18 protein-coding genes are annotated in these 21,713 nt (G+C 73.0%); 5 read left to right on the forward strand and 13 right to left on the reverse strand.

Annotated elements, in window-relative coordinates; genetic code table 11:
• Nucleotides 1-103 precede the first annotated feature (103 nt).
• The 6 genes from M0638_RS05195 to tkt form a co-directional block, all read right to left on the reverse strand.
• Nucleotides 104-637: a hypothetical protein gene (locus M0638_RS05195; RefSeq protein ID WP_248665900.1), complete on the reverse strand. Its 534-nt coding sequence runs from the start codon at nucleotides 635-637 to the stop codon at nucleotides 104-106.
• On the reverse strand, nucleotides 634-1,224 hold the full coding sequence (locus M0638_RS05200) for an NUDIX hydrolase (protein WP_248665901.1): 591 nt from the start codon (nucleotides 1,222-1,224) through the stop codon (nucleotides 634-636). The genes M0638_RS05195 and M0638_RS05200 overlap by 4 nt, the downstream gene beginning before the upstream one ends.
• Nucleotides 1,225-1,459: 235 nt before the next feature.
• On the reverse strand, nucleotides 1,460-1,789 hold the full coding sequence (locus M0638_RS05205; protein WP_248665902.1) for a hypothetical protein: 330 nt from the start codon (nucleotides 1,787-1,789) through the stop codon (nucleotides 1,460-1,462).
• A gap of 68 nt (nucleotides 1,790-1,857) precedes the next feature.
• Nucleotides 1,858-3,060, reverse strand: coding sequence for a phosphoglycerate kinase (locus M0638_RS05210; protein WP_248665903.1), 1,203 nt, complete (start codon nucleotides 3,058-3,060; stop codon nucleotides 1,858-1,860).
• A 270-nt stretch (nucleotides 3,061-3,330) separates the two neighbouring features.
• A complete protein-coding gene (gene gap / locus M0638_RS05215; RefSeq protein WP_248665904.1) occupies nucleotides 3,331-4,347 on the reverse strand; it encodes a type I glyceraldehyde-3-phosphate dehydrogenase in 1,017 nt (338 codons plus the stop codon).
• 58 nt (nucleotides 4,348-4,405) lie between these two features.
• On the reverse strand, nucleotides 4,406-6,445 hold the full coding sequence (gene tkt, locus M0638_RS05220) for a transketolase (protein ID WP_282571848.1): 2,040 nt from the start codon (nucleotides 6,443-6,445) through the stop codon (nucleotides 4,406-4,408).
• A gap of 282 nt (nucleotides 6,446-6,727) precedes the next feature.
• On the opposite strand from tkt, the gene M0638_RS05225 reads away from it, so the two are divergent.
• Nucleotides 6,728-7,273 (forward strand): MarR family winged helix-turn-helix transcriptional regulator, encoded by a 546-nt coding sequence (locus M0638_RS05225; protein WP_248665905.1) that lies wholly within the window; start codon nucleotides 6,728-6,730, stop codon nucleotides 7,271-7,273.
• 93 nt (nucleotides 7,274-7,366) lie between these two features.
• On the opposite strand, the gene M0638_RS05230 is transcribed toward M0638_RS05225, so the two are convergent.
• Together M0638_RS05230 and M0638_RS05235 are read right to left on the reverse strand one after the other, a co-directional pair.
• Nucleotides 7,367-7,657: a DUF2218 domain-containing protein gene (locus M0638_RS05230; RefSeq protein WP_248665906.1), complete on the reverse strand. Its 291-nt coding sequence runs from the start codon at nucleotides 7,655-7,657 to the stop codon at nucleotides 7,367-7,369.
• Between the two features lie 17 nt (nucleotides 7,658-7,674).
• The gene (locus tag M0638_RS05235; protein ID WP_248665907.1) at nucleotides 7,675-8,283 is read right to left on the reverse strand and encodes a PadR family transcriptional regulator; all 609 of its coding nucleotides are present in this window, start codon (nucleotides 8,281-8,283) and stop codon (nucleotides 7,675-7,677) included.
• Between the two features lie 615 nt (nucleotides 8,284-8,898).
• Here M0638_RS05235 and lepA point away from each other — a divergent pair.
• The gene (lepA, locus tag M0638_RS05240; RefSeq protein ID WP_248665908.1) at nucleotides 8,899-10,710 is read left to right on the forward strand and encodes a translation elongation factor 4; all 1,812 of its coding nucleotides are present in this window, start codon (nucleotides 8,899-8,901) and stop codon (nucleotides 10,708-10,710) included.
• Nucleotides 10,711-10,951: 241 nt separating this feature from the next.
• Here lepA and M0638_RS05245 read toward each other — a convergent pair whose 3' ends face one another.
• Nucleotides 10,952-12,166: a hypothetical protein gene (locus M0638_RS05245; RefSeq protein ID WP_248665909.1), complete on the reverse strand. Its 1,215-nt coding sequence runs from the start codon at nucleotides 12,164-12,166 to the stop codon at nucleotides 10,952-10,954.
• A gap of 212 nt (nucleotides 12,167-12,378) precedes the next feature.
• On the opposite strand from M0638_RS05245, the gene M0638_RS05250 reads away from it, so the two are divergent.
• Nucleotides 12,379-13,368 (forward strand): tripartite tricarboxylate transporter substrate-binding protein, encoded by a 990-nt coding sequence (locus M0638_RS05250; RefSeq protein WP_248665910.1) that lies wholly within the window; start codon nucleotides 12,379-12,381, stop codon nucleotides 13,366-13,368.
• 75 nt (nucleotides 13,369-13,443) lie between these two features.
• Here the strand turns inward: M0638_RS05250 and M0638_RS05255 are convergent, their stop codons facing one another.
• The 4 genes from M0638_RS05255 to M0638_RS05270 form a co-directional block, all read right to left on the reverse strand.
• Nucleotides 13,444-15,108, reverse strand: a complete 1,665-nt coding sequence (locus M0638_RS05255) for an ABC transporter substrate-binding protein (protein WP_248665911.1) — start codon at nucleotides 15,106-15,108, stop codon at nucleotides 13,444-13,446.
• Nucleotides 15,109-15,368: 260 nt separating this feature from the next.
• Nucleotides 15,369-16,145 carry a class II aldolase/adducin family protein gene (locus M0638_RS05260; protein WP_248665912.1) on the reverse strand — a complete coding sequence of 259 codons (777 nt, stop codon included), beginning with the start codon at nucleotides 16,143-16,145 and terminating at the stop codon, nucleotides 15,369-15,371.
• A gap of 196 nt (nucleotides 16,146-16,341) precedes the next feature.
• A complete protein-coding gene (locus M0638_RS05265) occupies nucleotides 16,342-17,751 on the reverse strand; it encodes an MFS transporter (protein WP_248665913.1) in 1,410 nt (469 codons plus the stop codon).
• Nucleotides 17,752-18,403: 652 nt separating this feature from the next.
• The gene (locus tag M0638_RS05270) at nucleotides 18,404-19,138 is read right to left on the reverse strand and encodes an ATP-binding protein (protein WP_248665914.1); all 735 of its coding nucleotides are present in this window, start codon (nucleotides 19,136-19,138) and stop codon (nucleotides 18,404-18,406) included.
• Between the two features lie 190 nt (nucleotides 19,139-19,328).
• Here M0638_RS05270 and M0638_RS05275 point away from each other — a divergent pair, with 190 nt between their 5' ends.
• Nucleotides 19,329-20,156 (forward strand): DUF6502 family protein, encoded by an 828-nt coding sequence (locus M0638_RS05275; RefSeq protein WP_248665915.1) that lies wholly within the window; start codon nucleotides 19,329-19,331, stop codon nucleotides 20,154-20,156.
• A gap of 2 nt (nucleotides 20,157-20,158) precedes the next feature.
• On the forward strand, nucleotides 20,159-21,619 hold the full coding sequence (locus tag M0638_RS28750) for a DUF5666 domain-containing protein (RefSeq protein ID WP_282571849.1): 1,461 nt from the start codon (nucleotides 20,159-20,161) through the stop codon (nucleotides 21,617-21,619).
• Nucleotides 21,620-21,713 lie beyond the last annotated feature (94 nt).

The raw sequence follows: 21,713 nt of genomic DNA on the forward strand, positions 1-21,713 counted from the left end.
CCGCGCGGGCAGGACGATCGCCGCCCGGAAAACGCCTCTCCTTCCCGGAGCGGCTTCGCGCCGTGCGGCAGCGGCGGGACCGCGAGGGCGAAGCGCGGGAGCGTCAGCGGTCGTATTCGAAGGGCACCGTCAGCCGCGCACCCGGCGCCGGCTGCATCCGGTCATGCCGGTAGACCTCGCCCTCGACGGCGCCGCCGAACCGCTCGTTCACCCGTGGGGAGATGAAGCTGGGCGAGACGCGCGGCCCCTCCTGCGGCGTGGCCCGAGGCGCCTCCATGTAGCGGTTGGGGACCGGCGCGGGCGTGGAGTTCGGCGACGGCATGGGCACGGATGGCACGTTCAGGGTATCGCTCTGGTCCGGCGCCGTCTCGCGCGGGGTCGGGGCGCGCCGCGCCACGGGGCGCCGCCGCTGCTGCCGATAGACGGGCCGGCGTGCCGCCGGCGCGGCCTGGGTGGCCGCAGGCGCAGTTTGCGGCGTCGTCTGGGGCTGCGCCGGGGCGGCCGGGGCTGCCGGGACAGCCGGCACGGCCGGAGCGGCAGGGGCGGGCGAGACGGCGGGCGGCGCATCCTGGCCCCGGGCCGGCATGGCCACGAGCAGGCAGGCCAGCCCCACGGCCAGCCGGAAACGGCGGCTCATAGCGTGGTTCCTTCCGCAAGGGGGCGGGTGCCGCGTCGGTCCTCATCGGGGTTCAGGAGGGCGGGACGTGCCTTGCCGCCCCCATCCCGCCAGGCGCGCAGGGCCCAGCGGACGGAGGGGAAGGCGATCTCCTGCCACGGGATGTCGTCCCAGGCGAAGCCGCGCACCTCCCTGCTTTCCGGCCCCGGCGCGAAGCCGGGCTCGGCGAGGCGGGCGCGGAAGATGACCTGGACCTGACCGATGCGCGCGATGGAGTAGACGGCGAGCACGTCCTCGATGGCGATCCGCGCCCGCGCCTCTTCCCAGGCCTCGCGCGCGGCACCCTCGGCGACGGTCTCGCCCATCTCCAGGTAGCCGGCGGGCAGTGTCCAGTAGCCGGAGCGCGGCTCGATGGCCCGGCGGCAGAGCAGGACCTGGCCGCCCTCCAGCGCGACGACGCTGCCGACCACCATCTTCGGGTTCTCGTAGAGGACGAAGCCGCAGTCGGCACAGGCCTGACGCGGCCGGTCGTCTCCCTCGGGAATCCGTTGAACGAAGCGCGGCATGCAGAGCAATTGCGACGCCGCGTGCCGCGCATCAAGCGCCATGCACGCCAAGTTCAGGCCCGCCCATTGGGGCGGCTCCCATCCGGGGCGGACCGTGACGCCGGCGCGCCCGAGGTTTCCCGCAGCCGGACAGCTTCCGGACATGGGCGAAGGCTGGCCCGACGCGGAGCCGCGTCAGTGCGGACCGGTATGCGCCGCCGGCCCGGTGCGCCGCAGCCCTACCACCGTCGCGCGCCCGGTACCGGTCCGCCCAAATCCGGATTCCGGCGGCCCGGCATCAGACCCGCAGGTCGAGCAGGGAGCCGCGCGGCAACGGGCGGGTCGGTGCCGCCGGAACGGCGGCCAGAGTCCGCTGCTCCGGACCGGCCGCGACCGAGGCGGCAGCGCGACCCGTCGGCGACGTGTCCCGCGCCGCTCCCGCTCCGCCGGGCAGGCCGGCGGCCTGGGTGACGTCCGCCGCGAAGGCGGCGAGGGAGTTCAGGCTGATCATGCGCACGATCATCTGCTCGAGCACTGAATCGCGGGTGAAGCCGGTACCCGGCAGCGGTCGGCGGCGATCGGCGGTGCGCGGAGCGGAATGGCTGGGGCGGATGGCGACGGTCGGCATGACCGTATCCTCGCCCCAGCGCCGTTAGGAATCCAGCAATAATTGATACGGAATCGCTGAATTAATCGTTAATCGGAATTCGTCTCAAGCACCGCGACGCCCGGCAGGGTCTTGCCCTCCAGCCACTCCAGGAAGGCGCCGCCGGCCGAGGAGACGTAGGTCATCCGCTCCAGCACCCCGGCATGGCGCAGCGCCGAGACGGTGTCGCCGCCGCCGGCGATCGACTTGAGCCCGGCCGACTGGGTGAGCGAGGCCACGGCCTGCGCCAGAGCCACGGTGGCGGTGTCGAAGGGCGGGATCTCGAAGGCGCCGAGCGGGCCGTTCCACACCAGGGTCGAGGCGTTGCGCAGCCGCGACTCGATCGCGTCGACCGTGTCGGGGCCGACATCCAGCGCCATGGCGTCCGCCGGCACCGCGTCCACCGGCACGGTGCGGCTCGGGGCGTTGGCCTTGAACTCGGTGGCGACCACGAGGTCGGTCGGCAGCACGATCTCGCAGTTCCGCGTCTTCGCCTCGGCCAGGATGGCGCGCGCCGTGTCGTGCATCTCGGCCTCCTGCAGGCTCTTGCCCATGGCGAAGCCCTGCGCGGCCAGGAAGGTGTTGGCCATGGCGCCGACGATCACCAGGATGTCCACCTTGCCGGTCAGGTTGCCCAGAAGGTCGAGCTTGGTGGAGACCTTGGAGCCGCCGACGATCGCCAGCACCGGCCGGTTCGGGTTGCCGAGCGCCGCGTCCAGCGCCTCCAGCTCGGCCTGCATCAGCCTTCCGGCATAGCTCGGCAGCAGGTGCGCGACACCCTCGGTGCTGGCATGGGCACGGTGGGCGGCGGAGAAGGCGTCGTTGACGTAGACGTCGGCGAGCTTCGCCAGGCCGGCGGCCAGGGCGGGGTCGTTCTTCTCCTCGCCGGCATGGAAGCGGGTGTTCTCCAGCAGCAGCACCTCGCCGTCCTTGAGCGCCGCGGCCGCCGCCTCGGCCTGCGGGCCGACGCAGTCATCGGCGAAGGCGACCGGACGGCCGAGCGCCGTCGCCAGCGCCTCGGCCAGCGGCTTCAGCGACATCGACGGCACGACCTTGCCCTTCGGCCGGTCGAAGTGCGAGCAGACGATCACCCGCGCGCCCTTCTCGGCCAATTCCCTGATGGTCGGGCAGAGGCGCTCGATGCGGGTGCGGTCGGTGATCTGGCCGTCCTTCATCGGCACGTTCAGGTCGGCGCGGACCAGCACCCGCTTGCCGGCGGGGTCGAGGTCGTCGAGGGTGCGGAAGCGGGCCATGGCGGTTCTCACCTGATCTGGAAGTCGCCGCATCGGGAAGCGGTCGCGGGGGCGGCGTCGTCCCGGCCGCGGAAGTTCAGCGAATCAATCGGTTGCGCGCGGTTCCGCAAGCCGGATCGCAGGGCGCGCGGGCGGAGCAGGGCGCCCAGACGGAAAAGGCGCCCGGGGCCGCTGCCCCGGACGCCTCCCCGACGATCCAGCCCGCCACGCCCCGGCCGACCGGCCGGGCCGCGGCGCATCCCGGGGAAAGACGCCCCAGGGCTCCGCCCCTCAGAGGCTGCCGAGCAGCGCGGCGGTGTCCGACATGCGGTTGGAGAAGCCCCACTCGTTGTCGTACCAGCTCATCACCCGCACCAGCGCGCCGTCGACCACCTGGGTCTGGGAGGCGTCGAAGGTCGAGGAGTGCGGGTCGTGGTTGAAGTCCACCGAGACCAGCGGCGCGGTGTTGTAGCCGAGGATGCCCTTCAGCTCGCCCTCGGACGCCTCCTTCATCGCCGCGTTTACCGCCTCCTTCGTGACGCCCTCGGCCTTGAGGTTCACGTCGAGGGAGATCAGCGAGACGTTCGGGGTCGGGATGCGGATGGCGGTGCCGTCCAGCTTGCCCTTCAGCTCCGGCAGCACGAGGCCGACGGCCTTGGCGGCGCCGGTCGAGGTCGGGATGGCCGAGACGGCGGCGGCGCGGGCGCGGTGCAGGTCCTTGTGCAGCGTGTCGACGGTGTTCTGGTCGCCCGTGTAGGCGTGGATGGTGACCATGTAGCCGCGCAGGATGCCGAACTTCTCGTGCAGCACCTTGGCGACGGGCGCCAGGCAGTTGGTGGTGCAGGAGGCGTTGGAGACGACCTGCATCTCCCTGGTCAGGGACTTGTGGTTGACGCCGTAGACGATGGTGGCGTCCGCCTCCTCGCCCGGGGCCGAGATCAGCACCTTGCGGGCGCCGGCCTGGAGCAGCATCGCGGCCTTGTCGCGCTTGGTGAAGATGCCGGTGCACTCGGCGGCGACGTCGATGCCCTGCCAGGGCAGCTTGGTCGGGTCGCGCTCGGCGGTCACCTTGATCGGGGCGTACTGGCGGCCGCGGCAGGCGATGACGAGGCTGTCGCCCTCGACCTTCACCTCGCCCGGGAAGCGGCCATGCACGCTGTCGTAGCGGAACAGGTGGGCGTTGGCCTCGACCGAGCCGAGGTCGTTGATCGCCACCACCTCGATGTCGTCGCGCCCGCTCTCGATGGCGGCGCGCAGCACCAGGCGGCCGATGCGACCGAAACCATTGATGGCGAGCTTGACGGTCATGCGGGTCGTCCTGTGGATGTTAACTAAGGCCGGTGCTTAGCATGAAATCCGGCTTAAGTCAGCCGAGGCGTTTGCGCACCGCCGCCGCGATCGCCTCGGCGGTGATGCCGAAATGGGCGTAGATCTTGTCGAGCGGGCCGGAGGCGCCGAAGCCGGTCATGCCGATGAAGATGCCGTCAGGGCCGATCCACTGGTCCCAGCCGAAGCGGATCGCCGCCTCGACGCCGACGCGCAGCGCGCTGCCCAGCACCTGCTCGCGGTAGGAGGCGTCCTGCGCCGCGAACAGCTCGAAGCAGGGCAGCGAGACCAGGGCGGTCGGGATGCCCGCCTCCTCCAGCATCTTCCGCGCGGTCTGGGCGATGGTCACCTCGCTGCCGGTGGCGACCAGGGTGGCGCGGCGCTCGCCGGAGGCCTCCTCCAGCACGTAGCCGCCGCGGGCGCAGCGGTTCTCGCCGGCATCGGTGCGGGTCTCGGACAGGTTCTGGCGGGTGAGCGAGAGCAGGGAGGGCCCGTCGGCGCGCTTGATCGCCAGCTCCCAGCACTCCGCCGTCTCCATGGCGCCCGAGGGGCGGTAGACGTGCAGGTTCGGGGTGGCGCGCAGCCCGGCGAGCTGCTCGATCGGCTGGTGGGTCGGCCCGTCCTCGCCGAGGCCGATGCTGTCATGCGTCATCACGTAGACGACGCGCTGGTGCATCAGCGCCGAGAGGCGGATGGCCGGCTTGCAGTAGTCGGAGAAGATCAGGAAGGTGCCGCCATAGGGGATGATGCCCCCGTGCAGCGCCATGCCGTTCATCGCGGCGGCCATGCCGTGCTCGCGCACACCGTAGTGGATGTAGCGGCCGCCGAACTCGCCGGGGCCGATCGAGGGCATCCCCTTGACCAGCGTGTTGACCGAGCCGGTGAGGTCGGCCGAGCCGCCGATCAGCTCGGGGATGGAGGGCACCAGCGCCTCCAGCGCCTTCTGCGAGGCGACGCGGGTGGCGATCTTGGGCTGCTCGGCGGCGATCTGCTGGCGCCAGCCGGCCAGCCTCTCGTGCCACGCCTCGGGCAGCTTGCCGGAGATCGCCCGCTCGAACTCGTCCTTCTGCGGGTGGTTGGCGAGGCGCTTGAGCCAGGAGCGGCGCGCGCCCTGCCCCTTGCGGCCGGCCGCCTCCCACTTCTCCTTGATGCCCTCCGGCACCTCGAAGGGGCCGTAATTCCAGCCCATCGCCTGCTTGGCGCCGGCCGACTCGTCCGGGCCCAGCGCCGCGCCGTGCACGGCGGCGGTGCCGGCCTTGGTGGGGGCGGCGAAGCCGATGATGGTCCGGCAGGCGATCAGCGTCGGGCGCGGCGAGCGGATGGCGTAGGACATGGCGGCGGCAAGCTCCGCCGGGTCGTGCCCGTTCACCTGCTTCACCGCCCAGCCATAGGCCTGGAAGCGCTTCAGCCGGTCCTCGGTGTAGGCGAGCGCCGTGCTGCCGTCGATCGAGATGTGGTTGTCGTCGTAGAGCACCGTCAGCTTGTTCAGCTTCAGGTGGCCGGCGAGGGAGGCCGCCTCGTGGCTGATCCCCTCCATCAGGTCGCCGTCGGAGCAGATCACCCAGGTGCGGTGGTCCACCAGGCTCTTGCCGAAGCGCGCCGCGAGGTGGCGCTCGGCGATCGCCATGCCGACCGCGGTGGCGAGGCCCTGGCCGAGCGGGCCCGTGGTGGTCTCGATCGCCGGGTGGTGGCCGTATTCCGGGTGGCCGGCGGCGGGCGAGCCGATCGCGCGGAAGTGCTTCAGGTCCTCGATCGTCATGCCGGCGTAGCCGGTCAGGTGCAGCAGCGCGTAGAGCAGCATGCTGCCGTGCCCGGCCGAGAGCACGAAGCGGTCGCGGTCCGGCCAGCGCGGGTCGGCGGCGTCGTACTTGAGGAAGCGCGTGTAGAGCGCCGTGGCGGCGTCGGCCATGCCCATCGGCATGCCGGGATGGCCGGACTTGGCCTTCTCCACGGCGTCGATGGCGAGCGCCCGGATGGCGTCGGCCATGCGCCGCTCCTCGGTGACCGGCCTGGCCAGCAGCGCGGCCTGCGCCGCGAGGGCCGGGTTGGACTCGGGAGCGGGCGCGTCGGTGGTGGCCAAGGGGGATCTCTCCGCCGGAAAGCCCCGCCCCTATAGAGGCGGCCCCGCGGTGCGGCAACCCGGGGTGGCGGCGGGCCGCACCGGCAGGGCGTCGGCCGGCCGGCGGCGCCCGTGACGGCGCCCATGGCGGCCCTGGGCGGCGCGCGCCGCCGACCATGCCCGCGGCCGAGGCAGGTTGTCGGCGGAGCGGAGTTCGTGCACACGCAATGGGCAGAAGCCTTCCTGCCCGTCGCCGTCAGGCCGGTGCGCGGCCGGGCCGAGGGTATGGGAGAGCCGGACGGCATGACAGGACGCAACGGGGGGCTCGGACGGGCGGGCGACGAGCCGGCGCGCACGCCGCAGGCCGTGCCGGAGGCAGCGTTGGGCGTGCCGGACCCGGCCGACGCCCTGCTCTCCCGGCCCGGCTTCCTGGTCCGGCGCCTGCACCAGATCCATTCCGCCATGTTCGCCGAGGAATGCGCGGCCTACGGGGTCACGCCGGTGCAGTACAGCCTGATGACGCTGCTGGAGCACGCCCCCGGAATCGACCAGGGGCGCGCCGCCGCCGGGCTCAGTCTCGACCGCTTCACCACCGCCGACGTGGTCAAGCGGCTGGAGACGGCCGGGTTGCTGCGCACGGAGCGTGGCCGCGACCGGCGCGCCAAGTCCCTGTTCCTGAGCCGGCAGGGCAGCAGGCTACTGGACGAGATGCAGGCCAGCGCGCAGCGCGCGCACGACCGGCTGGTCGAGGGGCTGCCGCCGCGCCAGCGCGAGCAATTCGTGCGCAACCTGCGCCGGCTGGTGGACCTGCACGGCGCCGCCGGGGACGCGGCGCCCAGGATCCGGTGAGGAGACGCCGGGAAGGCCGCCGGCGCCGCGCCGTCCGGGCTCCCCGGCGGGGCTCCCCGGCGGGGCTTTCCGGCGGGCTTCCCGAACGGGCCCTCAGCCCGCCTCGCGCACCCAGTCCACCGTCACCGGCTCGCGGAACATGAAGCGGACGAGGTGGCGCGCCACCACGTCCTCCAGCTTCGCGAGGGCCTCCGCATCCGCCGCCTCGGCGCGCATCACCAGCGTCTCCGGCTCGGCGCGCAGCAGGCAGACGCCCATCGGGAACTCGATCCGCCCGGCCTCCTCCTCCAGCTGCACCGCAAGCTTGTGCTCGAAGTGCTTGCAGAGCTGGCCCATGTAGCGCCGGGGCAGCGCCGTCGCGACGCGCGCCGTGGAATTCGACATGGCTTCCGTCCTTCCTCTCAATTCCGCTCGATCTCGGCCGCCGCCGCGTCGATCGCGGCGACGATCCGGTCCAGTTCGGCCGCGTCCACCGGGCCGCGGCCGAGGCGAAGGCGCAGCGCCATCTTCATGTTGTGCATGGCCCGCATGATGCGCGGCGTCGGATCGCTGCCCGCCTGCCCGCCCACCGCGTCCATGCGCGCCAGGATCGCGTCCAGCTCGGGCCGGCTCGCCGCCAGCGCCGCCTCGCCTTCCGGGGTGATGCTGTAGAGCTTCTTGCCGCCCTCCTCCGGCGTCACCGTGGCCTGGCCCAGCTCCTCCAGCATGGTGAGGGTCGGGTAGACCACGCCCGGGCTCGGGCTGTAGGCGCCGGCCAGCCGCTCCTCGACCGCCTTGATGATCTCGTAGCCGTGGCGTGGCTTCTCCCCGATCAGGTGCAGGATCACGAGGCGCAGGTCGCCGTGGTCGAAGAAGCGGCCGCCACGGCCGCCGCCCCACCGCTCCCGGCCGCCATGACGACCGAAGCCCCGCCCCTCTCCCATCGGGCCGCGGCCCTCGCCCCGCCCCTCGCCCATGAAGCCGCGGGCGAAGCGGCGGCCTTCGCCGCAATTGCGTAGACGTCCGAACATGAAACTCTCCAGAGTGTGTTTCGATATATCTGTTTCGCGCTTTCCGATATATCGAAACACAGTCTGAGCGCAAGGGGTCGCGAAGCGCTCTCGATTTCGTGATGTTTGGGCCGGGCGGAAGAAGACCGCGGGACACGAGCGGCGGCCGCCAGAAGGGCCGCCCAGGGCCGTTCCGACCTGACCGTATCAGGCCGGGCGCCCCGCACGATGGCGCCTCGAACGCATCCGCTGCCGCATGGCGCCCCGCCCGGATTGGCTGGCCGAGGACGCGGCCACCGGCGAGCGCCTCCGCGTCGATCCCGCCACCCCGACCCTGCCGCCCGCCGTCGCGGCGCAGGCCGAGCCGGGCCGCCCCGCGCCACGACGCGCCGGGCGCGGCGGAGGCGCGCGGCATGGCCGGGCGGGCTTACGGCCCGCCGCCGGCCTGCCTTCCGGTCCGGTCGCCCGCCGCGACGCCACCCGGGTACCCGGGACGATGCTCCCCGTGACATCCGGGGCGATGCACCGGGGCCGCTGGCCTGCCCCGCCGACGCGCCGCTTGGACTTCCGGTGCCGCTGGCCTATCTGGTGCTGCAACGCCGCGGGACCCGTTCGCCCGCCTACCGCCGGATCCCGATGACCGACACGCCCCTTTCCCGCATCCGCAATTTCTCGATCGTGGCGCATATCGACCACGGCAAGTCCACGCTGGCCGACCGGCTTATCCAGGCCACCGGCGCCCTCTCCGAGCGCGAGATGGCCGGCAAGGAGCAGGTGCTGGACAACATGGAGCTGGAGAAGGAGCGCGGCATCACCATCAAGGCGCAGACCGTGCGCCTCGACTACAAGGCGAAGGACGGCGAGACCTACGTCCTGAACCTGATGGACACGCCCGGCCACGTGGACTTCGCCTACGAGGTCTCGCGCAGCCTCGCCGCCTGCGAGGGCTCGCTGCTGGTGGTGGACGCCTCCCAGGGCGTCGAGGCGCAGACGCTGGCCAACGTCTACCAGGCGATCGACGCCGGGCACGAGATCGTGCCGGTGCTCAACAAGATCGACCTGCCGGCGGCCGAGCCCGAGCGGGTGAAGCAGCAGATCGAGGACGTGATCGGCCTCGACACCTCGGACGCGGTCGAGATCTCCGCCAAGACCGGCCTCAACATCGAGGGCGTGCTGGAGGCCATCGTCGCCCGGCTGCCCGCGCCCGAGGGCGACGCCGCGGCGCCCACCAAGGCGCTGCTGGTCGACAGCTGGTACGATCCGTATCTCGGCGTGATCATCCTGGTGCGCATCAAGGACGGGCATCTGCGGCGCGGCCAGCGCATCCGCATGATGTCCACCGGCACGGTCCACACCATCGACCAGGTCGGCGTGTTCCGCCCGAAGATGCAGAGCGTCGAGTCGCTCGGGCCGGGCGAGATGGGCTACATCACGGCCGCCATCAAGACCGTCGCCGACACCAACGTGGGCGACACCATCACCGACGACCGCACCCCCGCCGCCGAGCCGCTGGCCGGCTTCAAGCCCTCGATCCCGGTGGTCTGGTGCGGCCTGTATCCGGTCGATGCGGACGACTTCGAGAAGCTGCGCGACAGCCTCTCCAAGCTGCGGCTGAACGATGCGAGCTTCCACTACGAGCCGGAGACCTCGGCGGCGCTGGGCTTCGGCTTCCGCTGCGGCTTCCTCGGCCTGCTGCACCTGGAGATCATCCAGGAGCGCCTCTCCCGCGAATTCGACCTCGACCTGATCGCGACCGCCCCCTCGGTGGTCTACAAGCTGCACATGAACGACGGCAGCGTGCAGGACATGCACAACCCCGCCGACATGCCGGACGTGGTGCGCATCGCCCATATCGAGGAGCCGTGGATCAAGGCCACGATCTTCGTGCCCGACGACTACCTCGGCAACATCCTCGCCCTCTGCACCGAGCGGCGCGGCCGGCAGGCGGACCTGACCTATGTCGGCAGCCGCGCCATGGCGGTCTACCGGCTGCCGCTGAACGAGGTGGTGTTCGACTTCTACGACCGGCTGAAGTCGGTCAGCCGCGGCTACGCCTCCTTCGACTACAACATGGACGGCTACGAGGAGAGCGACCTCGTCAAGATCTCCATCCTGGTCAACGGCGACCCGGTGGACGCGCTGAGCTTCATGGCCCACCGCTCCCAGGCCGAGAAGCGCGGCCGGCAGATCTGCGAGCGGCTCAAGGAGCTGATCCCGAAGCAGCTCTTCAAGATCGCCATCCAGGCCGCGATCGGCAGCCGCGTCATCGCGCGCGAGACGATCGGCGCCCTCTCCAAGGACGTCACCGCCAAGTGCTACGGCGGCGACATCTCCCGCAAGCGCAAGCTCCTGGAGAAGCAGAAGGAGGGCAAGAAGCGCATGCGGCAGTTCGGCAAGGTCGAGATCCCGCAGAGCGCCTTCATCGCCGCGCTCAAGATGGATGGCTGATACGGTTCCCGGCCGCTTCCCTCGGCCGGACCCGTCCCCCGCATCGAGTGCGGCCCCACGATTCGAACGGATCGGCCGGAAACCGGCCGAGTCGCCGCGCGAGGCCGCTGCCCGTCCGGCCTGACCCTGGCCGGTCGGGCCGGTGCCTCCGGCGGGCGGGCGTTCCCGATCCGGTCTTTCCGCCGGCTCCGGGCAGCTCGGCGGGCGGCCCGGCGGGCGGCCTCACCCGGTGCCCGTCGGATCAGCCGAACGGATGATCGGTGCGGTGCTCGGCGTAGCCGCTCCGGACGTAGTGCAGCGCCGCCGCGTGCAGGTCGCCGCCGAACGCCGCCCGCAGATCCGCGTAGTTGGCGAGGTACTGGGCCGCGTTGAACAGCGCCGGGTTGCGTCCCTCGGCGAAGCCGGTGTCGAGGTAGTGCCGCGTCGCCAGGTCGGCATCGGTGCCGAAGGCCTGGATCAGGTCGGCATGGGAGGCGGTGTACTCGGCCGCGTCGAAGGTCACGGCGCGGCCCTCCTGGAAGCCGTTCCGGATGTAGTGGGCGGCCCCGGCATCGGCGTCGTGCGGCAAGGCCGCGATCAGGTCCGGCGAGGAGGCGATGTAGGCGAGGCCGTCGAAATCGACGCCGCGTCCCTCCGCGCGTCCCGCGACGATGTAGTGGGCCGCCCCCGCCTCGCCGTCGGCGCCGATCGCCGCCACGAGGTCGCGGTGGGAGGCGACGTAGGCGAGCCCGTCGAAGCTGACGCTGCGACCCTCCAGGAGGCCGGTGCTGGCGAGGTGGTCGAACCCGGCCTGCGCATCGGCCCCGAGGGCGGTGGCGAGGTCGGCATGGCTGGCGATGTACTGCAGCGGCCTCGCCGCCACCGCCGCCCCGATGGCAAGCGTCCCGTCGGTGAATTGCAGCGTCTGGACGTTCACCATCCGGTCGAAATGCAGGGCCACCGTGTCGTAGGCCACGTACTGGCCGTGCCAGCCCAGCAGGTGCGCCTGGGACACGGCGAAGGGGAGCATGACGGTGTTGTGCCCGGCGCCGCCGTCGATCGAATTCATCGCGCCGAACGCCGGCAGCACGTCGTCGGCCGGGGAGCCGGTGATCTGGTTGGAGCCCGACATCAGGGTCTGCAGCAGGCCCTGCCAGGTGCCCATCTGCATCGCGATCCGGTAGGGCGCCATATCGATGGCGATCCCCTGGATCGTGAAGCCCGCATGCGCGTAGGGCGAATCCGGGCTGGCCGCGAAGGCGATCCGGGACACCTGGCCCTCGATCGGGCCGACACCCGTGAAGCTGCCGAAGCCGCTGCCGATGAGGGTGATGCTGTACTGCTCGGACGGGACGACGCTGATGGAGACGCCGATGAAGACGCTTTCGGCGGCCACGCGCGTCCTGAAGTCCTGGGCCGGGGGCATCGAGAAGGTCCGGAAGTCGAAGCCTCCGGCCTGAGCGGCGAATTCCACCATCCTGCGATGCCTCGTTCCCCGGCCCGCATCGCTGCCGGCCGACAGGGTGCTCCCTCGGCACCCGCCTGATGGAACATCCTGCGCTTCCATGGCTTGACGCCCCGTTACCGGAGGGCCGCATGGGCCGCCGCCCGGCCGGACAGGAGAAAATTGCAATTCGGACAGGGCCTGTTCATCTTCCCGGCCCACGATCCAATCCGGGAGAACGTTTCATGCGGCTACGTCTGCCAGGGCTGCCCGTGGTGGCGCTCGCCGCCGCGGCACTGCTCGGCCCCGCCTCGAATGCCGCCCTGGCCCAGCCCTTCCCCAACCGCACCGTCTCCGTGATCGTCCCCTTCGCCGCCGGCGGCCCCACCGACACGGTCTCGCGCCTCGTCTCCGAGGCGATGGCGCAGAACCTCGGCCAGTCCGTGGTGGTGGAGAACGTGGGCGGCGCCGGCGGCACGCTCGGCTCGCAGCGCGTCGCCCAGGCGCGGCCGGACGGCTACACCCTGCTGCTGCACCATATCGGCATGGCCACCACGCCGACCCTGTACCGGCGCCTGGGCTACGACCCGACCGGCTTCGAGACCATCGGCCTCGTCACCGCCGTGCCGATGACCATCATCGCCAAGCCGAATTTCCCGGCCGAGAACCTCCAGGGCGCGATCGAGGTGATCCGGCGCGAGCGCGAGGGCATCAACTACGCCAATGCCGGGATCGGCGCCGCCAGCCATCTTTGCGGGCTGCTGTTCATGGCCGCGATCAACGCGCCGATGACCACCGTGCCCTTCCGCGGCACCGGCCCGGCGATGACCGAGCTGCTCTCCGGCCGCGTCGACCTGATGTGCGACCAGACCACCAACACCACCGAGCAGATCAACGCCCGCGCGGTGAAGGTCTTCGCCGTCACCGTGCCGCAGCGCCTCGGCTCCCTGCCCAACGTGCCCACCGCCGCCGAGGCCGGGCTGCCCGGCTTCGAGGTGACGATCTGGCACGGGCTCTACGCCCCGCGCGGCACGCCGATGGAGGTGCGCCAGCGCCTCTCGCAGGCGTTGCAGGTGGCGCTGCGCGACGAGAAGGTGGTGCGCCGCTTCCGCGAGCTGGGCACCGAGCCGGAGCCGCAGGCGCGCGCGACTCCGGACGCGCACCGCGCCTTCTGGATGGCCGAGATCGCGAAGTGGCGGCCGATCATCCAGGCGGCGGGGCAGTACGCGGACTGAGCGCCGCCCGCACCGGAACGCCCCGATCGGGCGGCATCGCCGGGGCCGCAGGCGCGGCCCCGGCAGGCGCGGCCGCTACGCCGCGATGTCCAGCGAGGACCAGTCGACGAAGAAGCCGTTCGGCGCCCGGTAGCCGGCAAGGCGCGGCCCGAGCGCGCGCGGCGAGACGTCGTGGACGAACCAGAGCATCATCGCCTCGTCCACCAGCCGCTCATGGATCCGCGCCACCGCCTGGTCCAGCGCGCCCGGCCCGAAGGCGAGGCGCGCGGCCGCCGTCAGTCGGTCGAGCTCGGGATCGTTCACGAAACCCCAATTGTTCGACACCGGCGGCGCCATGCGCGAATCCGCGAAGCGCGCGATGGCGAAGAACGGGTCGATGGTGGCGATGCTCACATTGGTGGCGTTGGCCCCGCGCGCGGCCGGGGCGCGCGGCCCCTCGCGCCAGTTGGTGAACAGCGTCCCCCACTCCAGCACCTCCAGCTTCACGTCGAAGTGGCACTGCCCCATCGCCTGCTGCAGGTACTCGTTCATCGGCAGGGACTGCATCTGGCCCGAGCCACCCGGCGTCACCAGCACCGTCACGGCGGCGCGGCGCTGCGCGGAGTAGCCCGCCGCCTCCATCAGCCGGCGCGCCTCCGCCGGATCGTGGCGCAGGCGGAAGCCCGGATTGCCGAACCAGGGATGGTCGCGGCGCACCTGGCCGGCGGCGGGCTCGGCCAGGCCGCCGTTCAGCACCACGAGGTCGCCGCGGTCAACGCAGAGATTCGCCGCCTGCCGCACCCGCTTGTCGCGCCAGGGCGAGCCCTCCAGCAGCGAGGGCTGCCAGGGCCAGACATGCGCCATGCGGCTGGTGACGATGCGGAAGCCCCGCGCCTTCATGGAATCGATCACGTCGGGCGCCGGCGCCTCGATCCAGTCCACCTGTCCGGAGAGCAGCGCCGCTGCCCGCGCGCTGTGGTCGATCAGCGGCAGGAAGACCAAGCGGTCCAGCTTCGGCACGCGGTCGCGGTCCCAGTAGTCCGGGTTGCGAACCAGCTCCAGCCGCTGGCGCGGCACCAGGACCGCGAGGCGCCAGGCGCCGGTGCCGGAGGGATCGCGGGCGAAGGCCTCCCAGGCCTGGGCCGCGCGCTGCGCCGGCTCCGTCACCGTGGCCGGCACCGCGGCGAGCTTGGCCTGCCAGTGCGCCGGCGAGGCGAAGAACAGGTTCGACAGGTTGAGCGGCAGGAAGGCGTCCGGCTCGGCCGTGGCCAGCTCCACCGTCAGCGCGTCGATCGCCCGGGCCGAGCGCAGCGTCGGCATGCGCGACACGGTCTGGCCGACCTGGCTCGGGTCGAAATGCGGCGCGTCGCGGTCCAGCACCTTGCGCACGTTCCAGACCACGGCCTCGGCGTCGAAGGCGGCGCCGTCGTGGAAGCGGATGCCGGGCCGCAGCCGGAACACCCATTTCGTGCGGTCCGCCTCGTCCACCCGCCAGTCGGTAGCGAGGCAGGGGCGCAGCGTGGTGCCGGTGTCGTAGTCCCAGACGGTCAGCGCGTCGTACAGGGTGAGCGCCGCGACGCGCACGCCCTCGAAGGCCTGGTCCGGCTGGCCGTGGGTGCGCGGGATATCGCCCGCCGTCATGCCGACGCGCACCACCTTCTCCGCCGCCAGCGCCGGCGGCGCCCCCGTCGCGGCGCCGGCCGTGAGGCCGAGGGCGAGGCCGCCGAGACGGCGGCGGCCGAAGGGTCGGGGCATGGGCATGCGGGTACTCGCGCTCGGGCTGCGGAGGGTCGAGCCGCCGCTCCCGGGCCGCCTGCGCGGCTTCGGCTCCAGCGGGGCCGGCGGGCAAGGCTATGAAGCCCGACCGCCGCGCGACAAGCGGCCGCCCGACGCACCGCGGCCGGAAAACGGGGCCGCGCCGCAATCCCTTGCCCAACCGGCACCCAAACGGCGCCCCGCCTGCACAACGTGCCGGCAGCCCCCCGCGCCCCGCTCCCGGGAAGCGGGGCGCCTCGCGCCGCTCAGCTCCGGTAGTCGATCCGGTCGTTCTCGATCAGCCGCAGCGCCGAGGGCCACAGCATGTCCTTGTAGTGGTCGAGCACGTCCTCGCGGTGGAACTGCCCGGCGGTCTTGCGGCGCACCTCCTCGGGCGGGAAGACCAGCTCGGCCCCGCCGGACATGGCGGCGACCTGCGCCGAGCAGGCGCGCTCCAGGTAGTAGATGTTGCTGAACGCCTCGGGGATGGTGCGCCCGGCGGCCAGCAGGCCGTGGTTGCGCAGGATCATCGCGTTGTTGGTGCCGAGATCGGCCACCAGCCGCTCGCGCTCGTCGAGGTCGAGCGCGATGCCCTCGTAGCCGTGGTAGGAGAGGTGCCCGTAGAATTTCAGCGCGTGCTGCGAGATCGGCAGCAGCCCGTCCTTCTGCGCCGAGACGGCGATGCCGGCGGCGGTGTGGGTGTGGATGACGCAGGTCAGGTCCTCGCGCGCCATGTGCACCGCCGAATGGATGGTGAAGCCGGCGGCGTTGACCGGGCTGCTCGCCGCGTCGCCCTCGACCACGTTGCCGTCGCAGTCGATCTTCACGAGGTCGCTCGCGCGCATCTCGTGGAACATCACCCCGTACTTGTTGATCAGGAAGTGGTGCTCCGGCCCCGGCACGCGGGCGGAGATGTGGGTGTAGATCAGGTCGGTCCAGCGATGGTGCGCCACCAGCCGGTACAGCGCCGCGAGGTCGCAGCGGATCTGCCACTCCTCCTCGGAGCAGCCGTGCAGGCGGGCGGGCGAGGTGACGACGTTCATGGCGCATCTCCGGCGGGCTTGGCGGGGGTGCCCGCCAGCTTCCGCCCGCCCCACCCCTGCGTCAACACGTCCCGAGGGCCCGACCACGGTGCCCCGCCGACGGGCCGCGCCCGTCTCCGCCGGGCCGCGCCGACGCCTGCACGACCTCGATCCGCGCGTCTCGGCTCCCCCGTCATCCGCGCGCCTTCGCGCTCCGTCATCCGCGCGCCTTCGCGCGACGCTGCTCCCACGCCCCCTCCCCGGCATCGGCCGGCAGCCGCGCGTAGAGCGGCACGGCGAGCAGCACGGCCAGCCCCGCCACCAGGAAGGCGCCGGCGAAGTCGGCCCGCACCGGCTCCGCCCTTCCGGCCAGCGCCGTCAGCACCTCCAGCGAGGCCGCCGCCACCGCCACCCCGGCCGCCAGCGAGAGCTGCTGCAGGGTCCCGTACAGGCTGGTCGCGGCCGAAAGCTTGTTCTGCGGCACGTCGGCGTAGCAGAGCGTGTTGAGCGCGGTGAATTGCAGCGACCGGGACAGCCCCGCCGCCAGCAGCACGCCGAACAGCGCCGCCGCCGGCCAGGAGGCGTCGAACAGCGCGCAGACCGCGACCGAGAGCGCCGCCACCACCCCGTTGCCCACCAGCGCCCGGCGGAAGCCGAAGCGGGCCAGCATCGGCCGCACCACCGGCTTCATCAGCAGCGCGCCGAGGGCGCTGGCGAAGGAGATCAGACCGCTCTGCGCCGCGCTGCGCCCGAAGGCCATCTGGAGCGTCAGCGGCACCAGGAAGGGCACCGCCCCGGCGCCGACGCGGAACAGCGAGCCGGCCAGGGCCGGGACGTTGAAGCTCGGGATGCGCAGCAGGGTGAAGTCGATCGCCGGCGACGGCACCGAAAGGCAGTGCCGTACCCCGAGCCAGCCCAGGCCGAGCCCGAGCGCCATCGCCGCCTCGGGCAGCGGATGCGGCAGCACGCCGCGGCCGATCGTCTCGATGCCGAGCATCAGCGAGGCCAGGGCGATCCCGGTGAGCGCCAGCCCCGTCAGGTCGAGCCGCCCGGGGTCGCCGGCCGGCAGGTCGGGGATGAAGCGCCAGACCAGCCCCATCCCGAGCAGCCCCACCGGGACGTTGATGTCGAACACGGCGCGCCAGGAGAGCGCGTCGGTCAGGAAACCGCCCAGCGGCGGCCCCATGATCGGCCCGAGCAGCGCCGGCATGGTCAGCCAGGTGGTGGCGGTCAGGAGCTGGTCGCGCCGCACCTGCCGCAGCAGCAGCAGCCGCCCCACCGGCACCATCATCGCCCCGCCCATGCCCTGGAGCACCCGCGCCGCCACCAGCGCGCCGAGCCCCTCGGCGCGGCCACACAGGGCGGAGGCGGCGGTGAAGACCAGGATCGCCGCCAGGAAGACCCGCCTGGCGCCGAACCGGTCCGCCACCCAGCCGCTGACCGGGATGAACACGGTCAGCGCCACGAGGTAGGCGGTGATGGCGACGCTCATGCGCGGCACCGGCACGCCGAAATCCGCCGCCATGGCGGGCAGCGCCGTCGCGATCACCGTGGAGTCGAGGTTCTGCATGAACAGCGCGCTGGCGACGATCGCCGCGATCAGGCGCGGGTCGCGCGGCGGCGGCATGGTCGGTTCCGGCGAGGGCGCCTCGGCGGCCGGCTCTTTCTGTTCTCTCATCCGGACGGAAGCATAGAGCATCCCCGAGCTGGGCGCACGCGCTCGGCGGCTCGGAAAATTCGCCGAATCAAGAGGCTACGGCGAACCGCAGTCCTAACCGGACTGCGGTTCGCCGTAGCTCGTTGTTCTCGGCGCGGATTCACGCCGCCTTACATGCCCGCCCGTCGGCGATCCGCTCTAGAGCCGTTCCGGCCTGGCACGGTCAGGCCGGAACGCCTCCAGGACCGATATGCCCGCAGGCGCGAGTCCCCCGGCCCGGCACCCCGCCGCGGATCGCGCGGGCAGGACGCGGCGCGGGACCGGCGGCACGCGGCCGACGGGCACTCGCGGGAGGAGTGCCCGGCATCGTTCCGGGCTGCGGAGCGATGCCGGGCCGGACGCCGCCAGCGGGGGGAAGCGCGGCGTCCGCAGCGGGCGGCCCGGGGGATCAGGCCGCCCGCAAGGCAGGGAGTGCATGGGCAGGCCGGCCGGCAGGGGATGACGAGAGAGCCTCCGCGCCTGGCAGGAAGGGAAGCCGGCGCGGGCGATGCATCGTGCCGGGGTGCCGACGTCCACCCTCTCCCCTCGGGCGCGGAAAGGACCCGCCGGACCCATCCGCGCGCTACTCGACCGGCTCCGAGCCCCGCGGATGCGGCAGGATCACCTCGGCCTCGGTGAACGGCTCCGCGCGCCGCAGCCGCACGTTGCCGCCATGCGCGGCGGCGAGCTGGCGCGCCAGCGACAGGCCTTCCCCATCCTGCACCGTGCCCACGAAGCCCCAGCCGTCGTCGCGCACCGTCAGCACGGTCCGGGACGCCTCGCTGGCCAGCCGGACCTCGATGTGTCCCAGCAGGCGCATATGCATGCCGTGCTTGACCGTGTTGCCGAGCAGCTCGTGCGCGATGCGCACCACGGTGCCGCGCAGCGGCGGCGGGCAGTGGCCCTGCGTCGCCACGTCGAGGTGCAGCATCTGCTCCATGTCGCCGAGCAGCGCGATCACGCTCTCGCCGAGCTGCCGCAGCCGCTCCGCCATGGTGGCCGGCCGTCGCGTCAGGCCGAACAGCGCGTCCGAGACGGCGGCGGAAAGGCAGATGCGCCGTTCCAGCTCCCGCGCCAGGCGCTGGCCGTCCAGCGTCGCGTGGAGCGCCGGGTTGTGCAGCACGAGGCCCAGCACGCGCTGCAGGGCGTTCTTGGTCTGGTGCCGGAGCTGGCGGAACGCCGTCTCGTCCAGCGGTTCGCGCCGATCGGACGGGTCCTCGGCCCGGTCCGTCCCGGCGGCGGTGACCGCCGCGCCGGCCCTGACCCCCATGTGCCGGGGCGGCATGCCCCTGGGAGCGATGGGATGGAGTTCGGTCATTCAGCGATCCTGCGAGGAGGCGTTGACGGACGGACATTATGTGGGAAAATTTCCCACGTCAATCCGGGGCGACGTCAATCCGGGGCGCGTTCGTGGGTATTTTTCCCACGTGCTTCGGGTGGTATATCGCTTCATCACGTCGAACCGCCACGGCCTCTTGTCCCAGAGTTCCACCCCGCAGCCGGACGCCATGCTCCGGCCCCTCGCGCGTCTGCTGCGCCCGCTGGTGCGCGTGCTGATCCGCACGGGGGTCACCTTCCCGGTGCTCGCCGACCTGCTCCGCGCGCTCTACGTGGAGGTGGCGACGCGCGAGATGCTGTCGGGCCAGGGCGCGCGCACGGACAGCCGCGTCAGCCTGCTCACCGGCGTGCACCGCAAGGAGATCCGGCGCCTGCGCGAGCAGCCGGCGGTCAGCGAGGCCCCGCCCGCCGCGGTGACCCTGGGCAGCCAGATCGTCGCCCGCTGGCTCGGCACCCCGGCCTACGCGGCGGAGGGACGGCCCAGGCCCCTGCCCCGCAGCGGCGATGCGAGCTTCGAGACGCTGGTCGAGTCCGTGACCACCGACCTGCGCGCGCGCGCCGTGCTGGATGACTGGCTCGACCAGGGCATCGTCTCGCTCGACGGGTCGGGGCTCGTGGTGCTGAACGAGTCGGCCTTCATCCCGCGCCCGGGGCGCGAGGCGCAGCTCTTCTACTTCTCGCGCAACCTGCACGACCACATCGCGGCGGCGGGGGCCAACATCCTCGCCGCCGGCGCCGCGCCGTTCCTCGACCGGACGGTGCACTACGACCGGCTGAGCCCCGACTCGGCGGCGCGGCTGGAGGCGGCCGGGCGCGAGGCGGCGCAGCGCCTGCTGCTCGACATCAACCGGCTGGCGCTGGCGATCGTCGAGGCCGACGAGGCGGCCGGCGGCCCGGGAAGGACGGCCCCGGGAGAGGCGGCGCCGGCGCCGACCCGGCGGGTCAACCTCGGCGTATTCCTGTATGTCGAGGACGAACCCGCCGACGAGAAGGCGTGACGATGCGTCGCCTGCCACTGCTGTTCCTGGCGGCCCTCACCGCCTGCCGCCCGGCCGCGCCGCCGCCCGCGCCGCCCGCCGCGGCGCTCGACCGCCCCGGCCAGTGCCGCGTCGGTCCGGATGGCGGCGCGCCGGTGCCGGCGCAGGTGACAGAGCGGGGAATCGGCGGCACCGGCGCCCCCGCCGCGCCGGGCACGGCCCGGTTCGCCGAGCGCGGCATCGGCGGCACCGGCGCCCCCATCGGCATCGTCGGCGTGATCACCGGCTTCGCCAGCATCTGCGTCAACGGGCTGGAGGTGCGGCACGCGCCCGACGCCACGGTGGAGATCGACGGGCGTGCCATGCCGATCGGCATGCTGCGCGTGGGCCAGATCGTGCTGATCGAGGCGAGCGGTCCCGTGGCCGCCTCCCAGGGCACTCCTGCGGACAGCCCCGCTGGCAGCCCCGCTGGCAGCCCCGCTGGCAGCCCCGTTGGCAGCCCCGTTGGCGACGCGCCGGGCGACACGGTGCTGGAGGCGCGGCGGGTCGTGCTGCGCCACGAGGTGTCGGGCCCGGTGGAGTCCATCGTCGCCGGCGGCGACGCCTCGCCGGTGCTGCTGCGGGTCGCCGGCCAGGGCGTGGTCACCGCCGGGACGGTGCCGGGCGTGGCCGGGTTGCGGGCCGGCGACTGGGTGGATGTCAGCGGGCTGCGCCGCCCGGACGGCACGGTGGGCGCCACGCGGCTCGACCGGCGGGCGCCCGGCGAGGCGGTGGTGCGCGGCGTCCTGCGCCGCGACGGCGGCGCGCTGCGCATCGGGGCGCTGACGGTGCGGCCGGGCCAGCTCCCGGCCGCCCTGCTCGGCCAGCCCGTGCAGGCCACCGGCCGCTACGCCGAGGGCACGCTGGCCGCCGCCTCCCTTGCCGCCGACCCGCTGCTGCGCGACCCCACCGCGGCCTTCGGGCCGGCGGTCCGTCGCTACGTGGTGGAGGCCGAGGTGCAACGGCTCGGCGACCGCTTCCGGCTGGGCGACGGCGTCACGCTGCCACTCGGCCTTCCCGGCATGGCGCCCCCGGAGCGGCGTGCGGTGCTGGAACTGGAGCGCCGGCCGGATGGCAGCCTGCTCGCCACCGGCATGCGCGCCGCGGCGGAACCGCCAGCGCCGCCGGCCCCGGGCGGCGCCTTCGCGCCGCCGCGTGACGGCGGGGCAACGGGCGGCAACGGGCACTGGTCGCCGGCCCCGATGCCCGGCCTGCGCGGCAGCGGCCCGGGAGAAGGCCGGACGGGCGGCGCACCGGGCTTTCCGGGCGGCCGGGATCAAGGCCCCGGCAATCCGGTCGCAGGCCGCCTCGGCCTGGCGCCGCCGCTCCGGGGCGATGGCGGCATCGACATCGGCCCGGGACCCGGGGCCGGGATCGGTGCCGGCATCGGGGCCCGCGGCGCCCCGGATCCGGCCGGCATGGGGCGCGCGCCGGGCGGGCGGTAGAGCGTTCCCGGGCCGGGCGTCCACGCCCCGCCCGGGGCCGCGTCCGGGGAGGACGGGGCCCGGCACGTTTCCGCCCCCCGCGGGGCGGGGGGGG

Origin of the sequence: Roseomonas acroporae, from assembly GCF_023223525.1 — a bacterium.
Classification (GTDB): domain Bacteria; phylum Pseudomonadota; class Alphaproteobacteria; order Acetobacterales; family Acetobacteraceae; genus Roseomonas_E; species Roseomonas_E acroporae.

Coding starts and splice junctions, on each gene's coding strand:
- M0638_RS05260 (WP_248665912.1), bottom strand. CDS start 16,145: ATGAACGTCGTCACCTCGCCCGCCCGCCTGCACGGCTGCTCCGAGGAG.
- M0638_RS28750 (WP_282571849.1), top strand. CDS start 20,159: ATGCGTCGCCTGCCACTGCTGTTCCTGGCGGCCCTCACCGCCTGCCGC.
- gap (WP_248665904.1), bottom strand. CDS start 4,347: ATGACCGTCAAGCTCGCCATCAATGGTTTCGGTCGCATCGGCCGCCTG.
- M0638_RS05200 (WP_248665901.1), bottom strand. CDS start 1,224: ATGGCGCTTGATGCGCGGCACGCGGCGTCGCAATTGCTCTGCATGCCG.
- M0638_RS05235 (WP_248665907.1), bottom strand. CDS start 8,283: ATGTTCGGACGTCTACGCAATTGCGGCGAAGGCCGCCGCTTCGCCCGC.
- M0638_RS05225 (WP_248665905.1), top strand. CDS start 6,728: ATGACAGGACGCAACGGGGGGCTCGGACGGGCGGGCGACGAGCCGGCG.
- M0638_RS05255 (WP_248665911.1), bottom strand. CDS start 15,108: ATGCCCATGCCCCGACCCTTCGGCCGCCGCCGTCTCGGCGGCCTCGCC.
- M0638_RS05265 (WP_248665913.1), bottom strand. CDS start 17,751: ATGCCGCCGCCGCGCGACCCGCGCCTGATCGCGGCGATCGTCGCCAGC.
- M0638_RS05275 (WP_248665915.1), top strand. CDS start 19,329: ATGCTCCGGCCCCTCGCGCGTCTGCTGCGCCCGCTGGTGCGCGTGCTG.
- M0638_RS05210 (WP_248665903.1), bottom strand. CDS start 3,060: ATGGCCCGCTTCCGCACCCTCGACGACCTCGACCCCGCCGGCAAGCGG.
- lepA (WP_248665908.1), top strand. CDS start 8,899: ATGACCGACACGCCCCTTTCCCGCATCCGCAATTTCTCGATCGTGGCG.
- M0638_RS05230 (WP_248665906.1), bottom strand. CDS start 7,657: ATGTCGAATTCCACGGCGCGCGTCGCGACGGCGCTGCCCCGGCGCTAC.
- M0638_RS05195 (WP_248665900.1), bottom strand. CDS start 637: ATGAGCCGCCGTTTCCGGCTGGCCGTGGGGCTGGCCTGCCTGCTCGTG.
- M0638_RS05245 (WP_248665909.1), bottom strand. CDS start 12,166: ATGGTGGAATTCGCCGCTCAGGCCGGAGGCTTCGACTTCCGGACCTTC.
- M0638_RS05270 (WP_248665914.1), bottom strand. CDS start 19,138: ATGACCGAACTCCATCCCATCGCTCCCAGGGGCATGCCGCCCCGGCAC.
- M0638_RS05250 (WP_248665910.1), top strand. CDS start 12,379: ATGCGGCTACGTCTGCCAGGGCTGCCCGTGGTGGCGCTCGCCGCCGCG.
- M0638_RS05205 (WP_248665902.1), bottom strand. CDS start 1,789: ATGCCGACCGTCGCCATCCGCCCCAGCCATTCCGCTCCGCGCACCGCC.